A 15,753-nucleotide genomic window follows, 5' to 3' on the forward strand; every position below is an offset into this window, starting at 1 on the left:
CACGCCACCTTCATGTTTCCAGCCATCCGCCCCGCGTCCCGTGTTCCGGGCCCCGCGCTCGGCGTCCGTTTCCTTCAAAAAACCCCTGCGTACCGGCGGTGATTCCTCCACCCGCCTGATCCGCCACACCCAGGGTGAGCACGCCTGCCGCTTCCGGCAATGCCCGAGGCGCCATTACCACGCCTTGCCCATCAATCTCCACGAAAATCGAGCTATTCCCATCTATAACCTGCGCACACGCAGGTCCTCGGGGAGAAAACGCCTCCCTTTTCTACGAAACGCGCCCGCCCCCAATTGCTGAGGACGGGCGTGGATTATCCGGATCGGTCTGACATTTGCCGGCCCCTGGGGGCGGTTTCAGCCTGGGGGCAGTCCTGCCACCTGGCGGTACAGCGCGTCATGTCGGCGCACCATCTTCTCCAGGGACAGCTCCCGGGCAACGAAGCCCCGGGCGGCCTTGCCCATCTTCCGGGCCTCCTTGGGGTTGGCCAGCAGCCGGCGGAAGGCCTGGGCCAGCTGGGCGGGCCGCTCCGGCTCCACCACCAGGCCCCGCTCGCCGTCCGAGATGAGGTCCGGATTGCCGCCCACCCGGGTCACCACCATGGGCAGCCCGGCCGCCATGCCCTCCATCACCGCGTTGGACATGCCCTCCGCCGTGGAGCACAGGACGCCGAAGGTGGCCTGACCGTAGAGGGCCGGCACGTCCGTGCGGTGCTTGAGGAAGTGCACCCCGTCCGCCACCCCCAGTTCGTGCGCCATCTTCTCCAACCCCGGCCGGCGCGGCCCGTCCCCCACGAACCACGCGTTCAGCTTCGTCCCCTCATGACGCAGCATGGCAAGGGCGAGCAGCAGGTCCTCCTGCCGCTTCACGGGGTGGTTCATGTTGGCCACGTGGAGGACCGTGGGCACTCCGTTGGTTTCGGGCAGTGTGTCCTTGAGCCCCTCCGCCGCGCGCGCGTCGAAGCGCTGGAGGTCCAGGCCGTTGTGGATGACGGAGATGCGTGAGGCGGGCAGCCCCTCCTCGTTCATGAGCAGCTGGCGGATGGCCTCCGCGTTGGCGATGACGTGATCCGCCATGCGCGTCATCTGCGCGTGCAGCAGGCGGCGGGCCTTGCCCTGCCAGTGGGACAGGTCCAACCGGCCGACGATGACCTTCGCGCCCGCGAGCTTCGCGGCCGGCACCGCGATGATGCTGGAGTAGAAGTCATGCACGTGCACCAGCTGCACGCGGTGCTGCTTGAGCCAGCGGGCCATCCGGTGGATCTGCAGCAGCGTGTTGGGCTGCACGAGCGAGCCCTTGAGTGAGAACACCTCCGGCGCGTGCCCCAGCTTCCAGACGGAGCCCATCAAGGGCCCCGCGTCCTCCAACACAGACACCTGCAATTGATAGCTGGAGGGCAGGCCTCGCAGCAGCTCCAGCACCTGGACCTCGGTGCCGCCAATGTGGAACGACCGGGTGAATTGCACCAGGCGGAGGGGCTCCTGCCCCATCCGCGCATCCTCACGCCGCATGCCCAGACCCCTCCCACGTGGCCACCGGCGCGGGATTCATCGCCGGTTGCCTCCCCACCGCCAGGGCTCGCTCCCGTGCCTGCGCGATGCGGTGCGCGCTCGCGGCCAGGCCGAAGAGCACGTAGCAGTGCGCGGACAGGATGTAGCCCGAGAACAAATCACAGACGAGGTAGCCCGCTACCGCCGCCAGTAAGGCGCGTGCCAGCCACCCCATCTCCGAGTCCGCCGACGCGGCCGCGGCCCCGCCCACGGCTCCGCCCGAGAACACCAGGAAGCACAGGAGGCCAATCCACCCGAGCTCCCCGATGACGTCGAGGAAGATGTTGTGCGCCACGTAGGCGCGGTGCGCCTCGGGCGGCGCGTACTCGAACCAGGCGTAGCGGAAGCCGCCCGCGCCCACGCCGAGCAGCGGCTTGTCCAGGCTCATGCGGCTGGCCACCTGCCACGCGTAGACGCGGCCCATGGCGGACGCGTCCTCGTGGAACGACGCCACCGTCTCATTGCGCTGCCAGAAGCTCTTGGGCGCGAACACCGCCAGGCCCGCGACGAACACCGTGCCCAGCACGATGGCCTGCATGCGGCGCTTCTCACGGATGGCCCACATGGCCATCGCCACCGACAGTCCAATGAAGCCGCCGCGCGAGTGCGACAACACGATGGCCACCACCGCCAGCACCGCGGACACCGCGCACAGCACGCGGAACACCCACGGGGTGCTCTTGCGCGCGAGGAACGCCACCGCGAGCGGCACCACCAGCACCATGTTCATGGCCATGTGGTTGGGGTCCGCGTACACGCCGACCCAGCGCGAACGGAAGCCCTCCACCATGTTCTCGCCGACGATGTACCAGTTGATGACGCCAATGGACGTCACGATGGCGCCCAGCACCATGGCGCCGGCCACCACCGCCAGCCGCTTGGGCGTGGTGATGACGTTGACGAGCGTCAGGTAGATGGCCGTGAGCTTGAGCAGCTCCACGCCCTGGAAGCGCGTCACCTCCGGGTTCACGCTCCACGCCACCGAGCAGAACGCCAGCGACGAGAACGCCAGCAGCGCGATGCCCCGCGCGCCGTCGAAGAAGAGAGGCTCCGCCTTGCCAATGCGGCGCATCACCATCAGGCCCGCGCCAAGCCCTGAAGTCAGCAGCGCGAGTCGCAGCGGCTCCAGTGCGGGGATCCACTCACCCGGCACCGCGTACATCACCGCCGCGAACCCCGCGAGCATGTAGAAAGCCAGTACGTCGCGACGCTGCCCCACCGCGCCCGGTCCCATGTACGCCACCCCTTCGCTGTCGGTCGCTCGTCCCGTCACACGCGTGCCCCTGGCCCTCGTGGATTTCCGTTTGCTGTCTGCAAACAGCCGTTTGCAAACAGCTAGCGGGCGAGGGGCAAAGCAGCGCGCGTGCCAGAAGATGGCAACGCGGGAGGCCTGTATCTTCGGGAGGTTGCGGGCTCGCCCGCGACCGCCGGGCCGGGCAAGGCTGAAAAAGCTACGGGACCGGGGCGCTCTCCATCGGTAGGACCGCGGAGGCGATCAGATCCAAACGGCCCTCGCGCAGCCACGCCGGCCCCAGCTCCGACAGAAGCCGCGCCAGCGTGACGTTCACCACCCGACGCAGCTCCTCACGCGCGGGCTCCGGCACCACGGGCGAAAGCGCCGCCACCGCGCGCTCCGCCGCGCTCGCACGCAGGCGAGGTGCATCCGGAGTGCCTTCGAACAGGCGCTGGCCCAGCTCCACCGTGCGCCCCAGCGGCACGGGCCGCACGTCCACGCCCTCCTCCAGCACGGCCATGGACACGACCGCCGCCCACAGCCGCTCCACGCCCAGCACGTCCAGCGACACGCCGAAGCGCGCCAGCACCGTGTGCGCCGCGTCCTCGGAGCCGCCCAGGAGCGCGCCCAGCGCCGCCACCTGCCCCTCCGCACGCGCGAGCAGCCCTTCCGAACCGGCCACCTCCCGCAGCGAACGGAACGGAACGGGCTCCGCGCCCGGAACGCGCAGCGCCCGCCGGGGCCGCTTGCGCCGCAGGGCCTCCAGCGCGGCGGCCTCCTCCGGGAGCACCAGCGGCACGTCCTCCAGCTTCATGAAGGGCGCCTTGAAGAGGCGGTCCGCGCGGTACTTGAGCTGGAGCGTCAGCGTGAAGCCCACCTGGAAGACGCGGCGCAGGGGCGTGTCCCGCAGCACGTCCGGAGCCTTCGCGGGGTCGGCGCCCGTCAGGTGCTCCAGGCCCAGCGACAGGTAGTCGCGCACCCATTCGCCCACGCGGCGCACGGCGTCCAGGTCGCCCGGGTCGCCCAGCTCCGCGACGAGCACCGCGTTGGCCACTTCCCGCAGCTCGTCCTCCGCGTTCATCCGCTCCACGTCGGACAGGTCCCGGAAGGCCGCCTCCAGGTAGTCCAGGTGGCCGCCCGTGGCGGTGAGCGCGGGCGTCCCGGGCCCCGTGGGGCGCGGCGGCACGTCCACGCGGCTGAACAGGGCGAGCGCGTCCTCCAGCGACGGGAAGCCCAGGTCGGCCAGGCGCGCGCGGCGGAACTGGAACGCGGTCTCCTCCAGTTCGGAGGGAATCTCCCAGCGCACGGCCTCGAAGAGGCGCACCGCTTCGAAGGGGTTCTCCGCGATGAGGTCATTGAGGAGCGCGCGCATGGCGGACGCCTCCACGCCCTCCACCTTCACCTCCACCAGGTAGCGCCCTTCCGGGGTCTCCATCGTCATGCCCTGCGGGTTGACGTCCGGGTTCTCCTCCAGGTCGTGGACGACGGTGAACTCCTTGAGGAGCGTCTCCACCACCTCCAGGTCCACCGCGTGCACCTTGCGCAGGAAGTCCTCCGGCTCGTCGCCGCGCGCGGCGCGCAGCCAGGTGAGCACCGCGTGAGGGTCCAGCTTGTCCTTCGCCCAGCCGCCCAGGTCCACGAAGGTGCGGAACTGCGCGGGCGACGCCAGCTGCACGAGCTCCGTCGTGTCCGCCAGCCCCACCTCCTGGATGGTGACGTAGAGGTCCTCCGCGGGCAGCGAGCGCACCAGCGCGGGCGTGTCCTCCGCGTCGAAGAGCGCCGCGACCCGCTGGCGCGGGGACAGGCGCATCAACCGCTGACGCTCCTCGCGAGGCGCGAGGGGCGAACCACCACCATTCGTCTTGCCGTTCTGGGACACGCCGGGGGTGCTACCACAGCGCGCCTACGGCCGGCAGCCTCAGACGCGGGTGGCCTTGCCGAAGGTGTCCAGCAGCGTGCCCCAGACCTCCTCCACGCCCAGCTTCTCCGTGGAGGAGAACGGGATGACCGCCTCGCGGGGCAGCTCCAGTTGCTCCGCGACCTTGTGCAGCCGGGGCTTGCGCTGCGCCTTCGTCAGCCGGTCCACCTTGGTGGCCACGACGAGGATGCGGCGGTTGTGCTCCTGGAGGTAGTCCAGCGTCTGCATGTCCTCCGGCGTGGGGCCAATCTCCGCGTCGATGATGCTCACCACCACCTCCAACCGGTGCCGGTTCTTGAGGTAGGTGGTGATCATCTCCTGCCACTGGGCCTTGTCCGCCTTGCTCGCCTTGGCGAAGCCGTAGCCGGGCAGGTCCGCCAGGCGCACCGTGTGGCGCACGCCGTCGCGGTCCAGGTCGATGTCGAAGAAGTTGAGCGTGCGGGTACGCCCCGGCGTGTTGGACACGCGCACCAGCTTCCGCCGGTTCGTCAGGGCGTTGATCATGGACGACTTGCCGACGTTGGAGCGGCCGACGAAGGCCACCTCCGCGCCGTGGTCCGTGGGCAGCCCCTTGAGCTCCACGGCGGTGGTGACGAAGCGGGAATCGAGGATCTTGATCAAGCGGAGGTCACTTACTTCTTCGCCGTGGCCGGAGCCGGCGTGGAGGGGGCGGCGTCCGCCCGGGTCTGCTGCTTGCGAGCGCGCTCGGCGGACCAGTGGTCGATGGCCTTCAGCGCTTCCTTGAAGTCGAACGGGCGCAGGGACGGCGAGGACGCGTCATGGCAGGTGCGGCACTGCTTCTCCGACGGGTCCACCAGCCCCACCAGCCGCGCCAGCTCCGGGTCCTTCATCACGTAGGACGGCGAGTAGTACTGCCCGCCGCCGTGGCATGTCTCGCAGGTGACGGCCGCCAGCTGCTGCTCCGCCTGGTCCGGCGCGTGGCAGGACAGGCAGCGCGCGTCCTTCTTCTGCCCTTCCGCCAGCGTCTCGGTCGCACGGGCGTGCTTGGACTTCATCCACGCGTCGTACGCCTCCGGGTGGCAGCCCTTGCAGCTGTCGGGGCCCGTGAAGTCCGCGGCGCCGGCGAGGCCGCCGGAAACGGCGAGCAAGAGGGCGGAAAAGACCCGGAAGGCACGAGAAGACATGCCTTGAGCACGTAGCAGAGGCCCCTGGAGGGGGCAAGGCGTCTCGTTCGTGATTGAATACCGGGTGGACAGCTGCGTGGCTTGAGGTAACGGACCTTGAGGCGTGCCTGCCTGATCCGCTAGGGAGGAGTCGAGATGCGCACCCCTGTGATTGCCGTCCTGTTCGCCGTTGCCGTCGCTGCCGTCTCCCTGCCTGCTTCCGCCAAGCCGTGGCAGGGCATCGAGCCCGGGTCCTCCAAGAAGGAGGACGTGGTGAAGAAGTTCGGGGAGCCGTCCCGGACCATGAGCCAGGAGGGCAAGGAGATCCTGGCCTACTTCGCCAAGGAGGCCATCAAGGGCACCACCCAGGCCCAGTTCAAGGTGGACCCGGCCACCCAGATGGTGGAGCGCATCGACGTGTTCCCCGGGCCCGTCATCGAGAAGGACACCATCGAGAACAGCTACGGCCCCGCGTGCCCGGCCGGCGCCATGCCCGCCACGCCCTGCTACCTGCGCAAGCTGACGGACGACTTCCGCACCTACTTCCTCTACGTGAAGCTGGGCGTGGCCATCTTCTTCAACGAGGACGGCAAGACGGTGCAGTCCTTCGTCTTCACCACCCCCAAGGCCGCGAAGTAGCCCGTGCACGTCTTCGGACTGACGGGTGGCATCGCCTCCGGCAAGAGCACGGTGAGCCGGATGCTGCGGGAGCTGGGCGCGCGCGTGCTGGACGCGGACGTGCTCGCCCGCGAGGTGGTGGAGCCCGGCACGCCCGGCCTGAGGCGCATCGACGAGCGCTTCCCCGGCGTGGTGGGCCCCGACGGCCGCCTGGACCGGGTGAAGCTGGGCGCGCACATCTTCGCGAATGCCGAGGAGCGGGCCGCCCTCAACGCCATCGTGCACCCGGAGGTGCGCGCCCTCTTCCTCCAGAAGCTCCAGGCGTTGGAGGCGGAAGGGGTCACCCACGCCGTCTACGACGTGCCGCTGCTCATCGAAACGGGGCTGCACCAGGCCATGGAGGGCGTGGCCGTGGTGTGGGTGCCGCGCGAGGTGCAGAAGGCGCGGCTGATGACGCGCGACGGGCTCCTGGCGGACCAGGCGGAGGCGCGGCTCCAGGCGCAGATGGCGCTGGACGACAAGCGCGAGCACGCGACCTGGGTCATCGACAACAGCGGCGCGCCGGAGGCCACCCGCCCTCAGGTGGAGGCGGTGTGGCGGGCGATGCTCGCACACGGCTGACGGGCGGTTATGCTGCGCCGCGCATGAGCGAGACGTCCAAGACGCGGCAGGGCCCTGGCACCTACTTCATCACCGGCTACCCGGGCTTCATCGGCAAGCGGCTGGTGGAGCACATCGCGCGGGAGGACCCGAAAGGGCACATCTACGCGCTCGTGCAGCCCAAGGCCTTCAAGGAGGCGCAGTCGCTCGCGGCGAAGGTGAAGGGCGCGCGCGTGGAGCTGCTCACCGGTGACGCGGTGGACATGCACCTGGGCCTGTCCGGCGAGGAGTACCAGCGCCTGTGCGAACGGGTGACGGACATCTTCCACCTGGCCGCCGTATCGCAGCTGGGCGTGCCCAAGGAGACCGCGTGGCGGGTGAACGTGGACGGCACGCGCAACCTGCTGGAGCTGGCGCGCGACTGCGAGAACCTCTCCCGCTTCAACCACTTCTCCACCTGCTACGTGTCCGGCGACCGCGTGGGCGTCATCGCCGAGGACGAGCTGGACCGGGGCCAGTCCTTCCGCAACGCCTACGAGGAGACGAAGTTCCAGGCGGAGCGGCTGGTGCAGCGCGCCTCCGCCACCCTCCCCGTCACCATCTTCCGTCCGTCCAGCGTGGTGGGCGACTCGCGCACGGGCGAAATCGATCGCTTCGAGGGCCCCTACTACCTGGGCATCCTGCTCGTCACCTCCCCGCTGGTGGTGCCGCTGCCCCTGCCGGGCAACGGCGTGGCGCCGCTCAATGTCGTCCCGGTGGACTTCGTGGTGGAGGCCGTGTGGCGGCTGTCGCGTGACGCGCGCGCGAAGGGGCGCATCTTCCACCTGGTGGACCCCAACCCCATGAGCGCGCGGCGCGTGTACGAGCTCATCGCGGAGAAGTCCCACAAGCGGCTGCCGCGCTTCAACCTGTCCGCGCGCGCCGCGGACGTGATGCTGCGGCTGCCCGTGCTGGAGAAGCTGGCCCGGCCCCAGCGCGCCGCCATCAGCTACGTGAACCACCTGGCCATCTACAACTGCCACAACACGCTGGAGCTGCTCGACGGCACCGGTGTGCGGTGTCCGCCGCTGTCGTCGTATCTGGATCAGCTCGTCGCCTACGTGCGGGAACAGTACAAGCAGCGCAAGGAGGGCGCGGAGGTCGAGGATCCACTGGACCACGGTCCACTGCCCTCTTCGGATGAAGGCGCGCCGGCACCGCGCTCGCGCCGCTGAACAGGGTTCGGGCCCGCAGGCAAGGTGCGGCGCGCCACGTGTCACACGCTCGCGCCCGCCTGGCCGCTACGGCTTATTCCAGACTGCCAATTGTTACTGGGTTGCTAACGCAAAATTGAGGGGCCCCCCCTCTATGCAACGAAACAGTGTCCTGGTTAGCATGCGCTCCCACTGAATCTGGCGCGGTGAAGACAACCGCGGCCAGAAGAGTGGGTTGGAGAGCAGCGCTTGCCGGTGACCGTAGACAGTCGATTCGGATGGGCCGCCCCGGGTTCGGGTATGGCGCCCCGGCTGTCCAGCTTGTCGCAGCGCTTCGCACCCGCCCTGCTCGCCTCGCGCGTGCCGCCTTTCCACGCTGAGTTCCCCGCTCACGTCGCCAATGCGACCTGTGGCGTTGGGCTGCGTTCCCTAATGGGCTGTTGTCCACCCACGGTCCTCCATCCGTAAGGAGCGGCCCGCCTCCCCCGGCGGACTTCTCCTCGTGCAGTCGTCGTCACTCGCAGTCCCCTCGTCCGGCAGTTCATTACCCCCAAGAAGGAAGGCGCATGCGTCTCAGGGAAAAGCTGTTGACCAGCCTGCTGCTGGTGCCCATCGCGGGTACCAGTGCGTGGGCCAAGGAGCGGTCGAACTTCGACGCGTTCCTGGAGCAGCGGGACTCCCGCTCTCTCGCCGTGGATTCGAACACGGCGGTGTCCCGCGGGCTTCGCATCGAGCAGACCGAGCAGCGGCTCGGCGTGCCTACGTTCGCCTGGGCGACGCAGGAGGGTGCGCAGTCCAAGTCCGTCATCCGCGCCGGCATGACGGCGGAGAGCGCGGCGCGCGCGCACCTGCAGTCCGTGGCGGACAGCTACCGCCTGACGCGTGACGACGTCGCGGGCGCCAACCTGCGCTCGATGCACAACACCGGCAAGGGCGCCATCATCGCGACCTTCACCCAGTCGGTGGGTGGCATCCCCGTCTTCCGCAACGAGATCAAGGTCGTCATGGGCCAGGACCTGCGCCTGGTGGCCGTGAGCGGCTACCTGGCCCCGTCCGAGCTGGCGCTCTCCGCGCGCACCAAGGCGCGCGCCGGCTTCAACCTGGGCGCCGCAGACGCGGTGTCCGGCGCGTTCAAGGACCTGACGGGCTCCGGCACGCAGGCCACCTCGTTCATCAACGCGGGCACGAAGGGTGACTACACCTTCTTCGAGCTGGCCCCCGCCACGAAGTCCGCGCTGCCGCAGGACCTGGCCACCCCGGCCCGCGCCCGGCAGGTGTACTTCATGCTGGCCGGCAACCTGGAGCCGGCCTGGTACGTGGAAGTGAACGCCGGCCCCAAGGCCGCGCGCTCCAGCCAGTACTTCGGCTACGTGGTCTCCGCGGCCACCGGCAAGGTCCTCTTCCGCAACGACCTGACCGCGGACGCGGGCACGGCCTTCACGTACAAGGTCTGGGCGGACCAGGCGTCCCCGTTCATCCCGGAGGACGGTCCCCAGGGCAACGACGCGACCCCGCACCCCACGGGCACCCAGGACGGCTACCAGGCCCCGCTGAACCGCCCGGCGCACGACATCACCCTGGCCAACAGCCCCTACAGCAGGAACGACCCCTGGCTGCCGGCCAACGCCACGCAGACCACGGGTAACAACGTGGACGCGTACGCGGACCTGGTCGCGCCGGACGGCTTCCAGCCCGGCACCCGGGACACCCGCGCGGAGACGACGAGCGACAACACCTTCTCGTACGTCTACGACACGACCAAGGCCCCGGGCATCAGCACCGAGCAGACCAAGGCCTCGGTGGTGAACCTGTTCTACGTGAACAACTTCCTGCACGACTGGTTCTACGACTCCGGCTTCGACGAAGTCGCGGGCAACGCCCAGTCGTTCAACTTCGGCCGTGGCGGCGTGGAGAACGACCCCATCCAGGCCCAGGCGCAGGACTACGGCGGTCGCGACAACGCGAACATGAGCACGCCGGCGGACGGTGCGTCGCCGCGCATGCAGATGTACGTGTTCAACGGCACGCCGGTGCTGTCCGTCACGGCGCCCGCGTCCCTCGCCGGCGTCTACGAGGCCTCCTCCGCGAGCTACGGCACGCAGGCCTACGACATGCCGGGCGAGATCAAGGCGGCCCCCGAGGCAAACCCCCTGGGCTGCACGCCGTTCGAAGCCGGCTACTTCACCGGGAAGGTCGCGCTCATCGACCGCGGAGTGTGCAACTTCGTCATCAAGTCGCTCAACGCGCAGAACGCGGGCGCCATCGCCACGATCATCACGAACAACTCGCCCGGCAGCCCCATCTCCATGGGCGGCAACGGCATTGATGACGCCAAGGTCAAGACGCCGTCCCTGATGATCACCCAGGAGGCGGGCAATGCGTGGAGGGCGGCGACCGAGCCCATCACCGTGACGTTCCTGCGCGAGCCGAACCAGGACCGCGACGGTACGCTCGACAACGGCATCATCGCGCACGAGTGGGGTCACTACATCAGCAACCGCCTCATCGGTAACGCCGCGGGCCTGAGCAACAACCAGGGCCGCTCGATGGGCGAGGGCTGGGGCGACTTCCACGCCATGCTGATGCAGGTTCGCGAGTCCGACCGGACCAAGGCGGGCAACGGCAACTGGCAGGGCGTCTACAGCACCGCCGGCTACGTCACCAGCGGTGGCAAGAACCAGGGCTACTACTTCGGCATCCGTCGCCTGCCCTACTCGACGGACATGAGCAAGAACGGCTACACGTTCAAGCACATCGCCAACTTCACCCCCCTGCCCACGGACGCGGGCACGCGCACGGACAGCAACAGCGAGGTCCACAACAGCGGTGAGGTGTGGGCCACCGCGCTGTGGGAGTGCTACGCGAGCCTGCTGAACGCGCACCCGTTCGCGGAAGCGCAGAACCGCATGAAGCAGTACCTCGTGGCTTCCTACAAGGCGACGCCGAACGCGCCGACCTTCACGGAAGCGCGTGACGCGGTGCTGGCCGTCGCGCTCGCGAGCGACCCGGCGGACTACCAGCGCTTCGTGGCGGCCTTCGCCAAGCGCGGCCTCGGCTTCGGCGCCAAGTCGCCGGACCGCGACGCGTTCGACCACATCAGCGTGACGGAGAGCTTCGCCACGGGCGGCAACCTGGAGGTCACCGGCATCACGCTGACCGACAGCGTGTCCGGCTGCGACCAGGACGGCATCCTGGACATCGGCGAGCAGGGTGAGCTGAAGATCACCGTGCGCAACGTGGGCGGCAACGGGCTGAGCGCCTTCGCCGGCACCGTCAGCAGCACCAGCACCACGGCGACGCTGGAGTTCCCGAGCGGCGGCGCGATCAACATCCCCGCCCTGTCGCGCGGCGCTTCCGCCACCATCACCGTGCCCGTCAACGTCACCGCGGTGTCCGGCTCGCCCGCGCGCGCCGGCATCAAGGTCGCCTTCGACTCCACGGAGATCCCGGCGGGGGCGAAGACGGCGACGTTCGATCCGCGCGTCAACTACGACAACGTTCCCACCACCAGCGACACGGAGACGTTCGAGTCCGGCCTGGCCGGGTGGACGGTGTCGCAGAACGTGTCGCCCTCCGGTGACTGGACGCTGTCCGGCACGCCGGAAAACCGGTTCGCGAATGGCAGGGATCCGGGGACGATCGCGGAGACCACCATCACCAGCCCCTGGCTGACGGTGGATGACGCGGCTGACTTCGTGATGAGCTACGACTACCGCCACTCCTTCGAGTTCGACTCCAACGCCTCCTACGACGGCGCGGTGCTCGAGTTCACGGTCGACGGCATCGACTGGATCGACCCCTGGGACCTGTACCCGGTGGTGAACGCGGAGGTGGGCTACGTGGACTACATCGCCACGGGCGGCGGCAACCCCCTCGAGGGGCTCCCCGCGCTGGCGCAGGTGAGCCCGGACTTCCCGGACTTCTCGCCTGTGAGCATCAACTTCGGGACCTTCTTCCCCGACCTGGGCCTCAAGAACGTCCGCTTCCGCTTCCGCATCGGCGGTGACGTGGCCGTGGGTGGTTACGGCCTGGACGTGGACAACGTGAAGTTCGAGGGCGCCACGGCGGTGTTCTCGGGCCAGGCGGAGCAGCCGGCCTCCACGGGCACGTGCAACGTGCCTCCGGTGGCCAACGCGGGTCCGTCTCGCGTGGGCACGGCGGCGGTCGCCGAGGGCACGCTCGTCAGCGGCGTCCTCAACCGCGCCACCATCACCCTGAACGGCACGGGCAGCTTCGACCCGGACGCCGCCGCGGGTGAAGCACTCACCTACAGCTGGACGCAGACCGGTGGTGCCACGCCTGTCTCCCTGAACGGCGCGGACACCGCGACGCCGAACTTCGTGGCGGACGTGGACTACACGGACACCCTCACCTTCCAGCTCGTCGTCACCGACGCGTCTGGCAAGGCGAGCGCCCCGAAGACGGTGGACATCCAGATCAACAACGTGAACCAGCCCCCGGTGGCCGCGGCCTCCGCGCCGGCGACGGTGGACGAGCGTGACACCACGCCGGTGACGCTGGACGCCTCGGGCTCCACGGACGCGGACGTGATCCACGCGAACACGCTGACGTACTCCTGGGCCCGGACGGGTGGCACCACCCCCGCGGTGACGATCACCAACGCCACCCGGGCGAAGGCCACGTTCCTGGCTCCGGAAGTGACGGCGGACACGCAGCTGAACTTCACGGTCACCGTGACGGACAGCAGCGGTGCGAAGTCCAGCAAGGCCGTCGCCGTGACGGTGAAGAACGTGGACCGCGCTCCGGTGGCCAACGCCGGCGCGGACTTCGAGGCGGATGCTCGCGCCACGGTGACGCTGACCGGCTCCGGCACGGATGCGGACGGCACGGCGGTCACCTACCTGTGGGAGCAGACGGGCGGCACCAACGTGACGCTGACGGGTGCGGACACGGCGACGGCGAGCTTCACGGCGCCGGACGTCAGCGCCCCCACCGAGCTCACCTTCAAGCTCACGGCGACCTCCGGCGGCCAGTCCGGGTCCGACCTGGTCAACGTGACGGTGCGCAAGGCCAACCGCCACCCGGTGGGCCAGGCTCCTTCCGCCGTCGACGCGGATGAGGGCAGCAACGTGGAGCTGGACGCTTCCGGCATCACGGATCCGGACGGTGACGTGCTGACCTACACCTGGGCCCAGGTCGGTGGCCAGCCGGTGACTCTCGACAGCACGACCGCGGCGAACGTGAAGTTCACCGCGCCGCAGGTCCAGGTCGATACGGCCCTGGCCTTCAGCCTCACCGTGACGGACTCCGACGGCGCCACCTCTGGCCCGTTCGTCTACACGGTCAACGTGAAGCAGGTGAACCAGGCGCCGGTCGCCAAGGTCCGGGTCATCTCGGGCGTGCGTGGCGGTGAGCTGGTGAAGATCGACGCCGCGACGTCGACGGATCCGGACAACGAGACGCTGACCTACACCTGGGCCCAGACGGGTGGCCCGTCCGTGACGCTGACCGGCGCCAACGCCGCCGAGGCCAGCTTCACCCCGCCGGCGAAGAAGACGCTGGAGAACTACGCCTTCACCGTGACGGTGAAGGACGCGGCCGGTGCCACCAGCACCGCCGAGATCAAGGTCTCCGTGCCGAAGGCCGACGACGACGGCGGCGGCTGCTCCTCCACGGGCGGCTCCGCTGGCGGCATGGCGCCGCTGATGGCGCTGTTCGCGGCGATGGCGTTCGCTCGCCGTCGCAAGGCGTAAGCCGGCGCTTCATCCTGAAGCCCTGAAGTGACGAGGGGCGGTCCTCACGCGAGTGGGGGCCGCCCCTTCTTCATTTCCCGTGGGCATCCACGGACAAAGGGATGCGGTAGGCTCGCGCGCCTCATGGCACGCACGTTCCAGGTGGGAGACACCTTCACGCACGTCCGCCAGTGCGACCGGCTGCGGCCGGTGTATTACGCGGGCGCTTCCGGGGACTACAACCCCATCCACATCGACCCGGAGGTGGGCAGGCAGGCCGGCTTCAACGGCGTCATCCTCCAGGGGCTCTGCACGCTGGGCTGGGCAGTGGAGGCGGTGGCCGTCTTCGTGGGAGACCCGGGGCTGGTGCGCCGGGTGAGGGTGCGCTTCTCCCGGCCGGTGCTGCCAGAGGACACCGTCACCTTCCAGGGCCGCGTCACCGCCGTCGCGGACGGCCGGCTCACCACGGAAGTCACCGCCACCAACCAGCGCGGCGAGCCCGTCCTCCGGGGCGCCGTCGTCGAAACCTCGCTCGGATAGCCATGGCCCTGGACCCCAAGTTCGTCGGCCGTGCGTACGGCCCCTTCACCTATGAGATTGGCCGGGAGAAGCTGCGCGAGTTCTCCCTCATCCTCGGCGGCTCCGTGCCCTCCGCGGGCACCTTCGGCGAGCCCCCGGCGCAGGTGAGTCCCCTGCTCTACTCGCAGGAGGCGGCCCAGGCGGGCCCGTACGGCGACGTCATCGCCTTCCCCAGCTTCGCGGTGGTGTTCGCCATCCGCCCCTTCAGCGCCGCCATCGCGGACCCGGAGCTGGGCGTGGACCGCGTGCGGCTGGTGCACGGGGAGCAGGAGCTGGAGTTCCTGGGCGTGATGCGCCCGGGGGACGTGCTCACCACCACGGGCGAAATCACGGAGCTGTACCGCAAGGCCGGGATGGACTTCCTCGTCGTCACCACGGAGACGCGCAACGCGAAGGGCGAGCCCGTGGTGCGCGGCGTGTGGACGGCCGTCATCCGCCCCGGGTGACGCGGATGCCCCGTGCGCCTACTCGCCGGGGGCGATGATGCCCTCGTCGAGCAGCTGCGCGAGGATGCGCGCGGTGTCCAGGCGCGACATGCCGGACAGCGCGAAGAGGTCGTCGAAGCTCACCGCGCCGTCAATCTGCGCCAGCACGAAGCCCGCGCGGTGGTCCAGGTTGAGCCAGATGATGTCGTCCGGCTGCAACCGCACGCGCGGCATGCGGTGCAAATCTCCCAGCCGCGCCTCCAGCATGGCCACCAGGATGCGCTCGCTGCGGTCGCGCAGCGCCTCCACGCGCGGGTTCTCCGGCGCCAGGAACTGGGCCCGGCGCAGGAGCTCCACCGCGCCGGAGTGGTCATCCAGCGCCAGCAGGTCCTCCGCGCCCCGCAGCAGGCTCTCCACCTCCGAGCCCTCCGGCAGCCCGCCCGCCGGAGTGAAGGTGTCCGGCAGCCCGAACTCCTGCGTGCGGTGCGCCTCCGCGATGAGGTCCAACGCGTCGCCGCGCACGCCCGTGCCCTCGGGCAGGCTCACGGATTCACGCAAGGGGGCTTGCACCGGGCCGGGCTCGGAGGGACCGGCCCAGACGCCCCAGTCCGCCTCCTGATCCGGGCCCGTCAGGTTCCAGCCGGTGTCCCCGCCGTGATCCACCGGGCCGTCCCGCCCCAGCAGCCGGCGCGCGCGCGCGTTGCCCGGGTCCAGCTCCAGGGCCCGGGTGAACAGCTTCTCCGCGCCGGCCATGTCGCCACTCAGTCGCAGCAGCAACCCGGCTTCGACCAGCGCCTTGGCGCGGAGCGCGTTCATCG

General features: G+C 69.6%; 12 protein-coding genes. 6 read left to right on the plus strand and 6 right to left on the minus strand.

What is annotated here, in order from left to right; genetic code table 11:
* Positions 1–357 precede the first annotated feature (357 nt).
* The 5 genes from D7Y15_RS15630 to D7Y15_RS15650 all read right to left on the minus strand — a co-directional run bounded on the left by D7Y15_RS15630 (position 358) and on the right by D7Y15_RS15650 (position 5,848).
* The gene (locus tag D7Y15_RS15630; protein ID WP_120575607.1) at positions 358–1,512 is read right to left on the minus strand and encodes a glycosyltransferase; all 1,155 of its coding nucleotides are present in this window, start codon (positions 1,510–1,512) and stop codon (positions 358–360) included.
* Complete coding sequence (locus tag D7Y15_RS15635; RefSeq protein ID WP_120575621.1) at positions 1,502–2,785, minus strand: O-antigen ligase; 1,284 nt, start codon at positions 2,783–2,785, stop codon at positions 1,502–1,504. Before D7Y15_RS15635 ends, D7Y15_RS15630 begins: the two co-directional genes overlap by 11 nt.
* A 217-nt stretch (positions 2,786–3,002) precedes the next feature.
* Complete coding sequence (locus tag D7Y15_RS15640) at positions 3,003–4,664, minus strand: DUF6178 family protein (protein WP_121753092.1); 1,662 nt, start codon at positions 4,662–4,664, stop codon at positions 3,003–3,005.
* Positions 4,665–4,703: 39 nt separating this feature from the next.
* Positions 4,704–5,324 carry a ribosome biogenesis GTP-binding protein YihA/YsxC gene (yihA, locus tag D7Y15_RS15645; RefSeq protein WP_120575605.1) on the minus strand — a complete coding sequence of 207 codons (621 nt, stop codon included), beginning with the start codon at positions 5,322–5,324 and terminating at the stop codon, positions 4,704–4,706.
* A gap of 11 nt (positions 5,325–5,335) precedes the next feature.
* Complete coding sequence (locus D7Y15_RS15650) at positions 5,336–5,848, minus strand: multiheme c-type cytochrome (RefSeq protein WP_120575604.1); 513 nt, start codon at positions 5,846–5,848, stop codon at positions 5,336–5,338.
* Between the two features lie 135 nt (positions 5,849–5,983).
* Here D7Y15_RS15650 and D7Y15_RS15655 point away from each other — a divergent pair, with 135 nt between their 5' ends.
* From D7Y15_RS15655 to D7Y15_RS15680, 6 genes are all read left to right on the plus strand, one after another.
* Positions 5,984–6,466: a hypothetical protein gene (locus D7Y15_RS15655; RefSeq protein ID WP_120575603.1), complete on the plus strand. Its 483-nt coding sequence runs from the start codon at positions 5,984–5,986 to the stop codon at positions 6,464–6,466.
* Between the two features lie 3 nt (positions 6,467–6,469).
* A complete protein-coding gene (gene coaE, locus D7Y15_RS15660) occupies positions 6,470–7,066 on the plus strand; it encodes a dephospho-CoA kinase (RefSeq protein ID WP_120575602.1) in 597 nt (198 codons plus the stop codon).
* Between the two features lie 23 nt (positions 7,067–7,089).
* On the plus strand, positions 7,090–8,259 hold the full coding sequence (locus D7Y15_RS15665) for an SDR family oxidoreductase (RefSeq protein WP_172809084.1): 1,170 nt from the start codon (positions 7,090–7,092) through the stop codon (positions 8,257–8,259).
* Between the two features lie 545 nt (positions 8,260–8,804).
* Complete coding sequence (locus D7Y15_RS15670) at positions 8,805–13,952, plus strand: myxosortase-dependent M36 family metallopeptidase (protein WP_121753094.1); 5,148 nt, start codon at positions 8,805–8,807, stop codon at positions 13,950–13,952.
* 123 nt (positions 13,953–14,075) lie between these two features.
* Entirely contained in the window at positions 14,076–14,471 is a 396-nt protein-coding gene (locus D7Y15_RS15675) for a MaoC/PaaZ C-terminal domain-containing protein (RefSeq protein WP_120596265.1), read from the plus strand.
* Positions 14,472–14,473: 2 nt separating this feature from the next.
* Positions 14,474–14,956 (plus strand): MaoC family dehydratase N-terminal domain-containing protein, encoded by a 483-nt coding sequence (locus D7Y15_RS15680; protein WP_120575598.1) that lies wholly within the window; start codon positions 14,474–14,476, stop codon positions 14,954–14,956.
* An 18-nt stretch (positions 14,957–14,974) separates the two neighbouring features.
* On the opposite strand, the gene D7Y15_RS15685 is transcribed toward D7Y15_RS15680, so the two are convergent.
* Entirely contained in the window at positions 14,975–15,751 is a 777-nt protein-coding gene (locus D7Y15_RS15685; protein ID WP_121753095.1) for a tetratricopeptide repeat protein, read from the minus strand.
* Positions 15,752–15,753 lie beyond the last annotated feature (2 nt).

It is taken from the genome of Corallococcus sp. AB030, assembly GCF_003668965.1.
Taxonomy (GTDB): domain Bacteria; phylum Myxococcota; class Myxococcia; order Myxococcales; family Myxococcaceae; genus Corallococcus; species Corallococcus exiguus.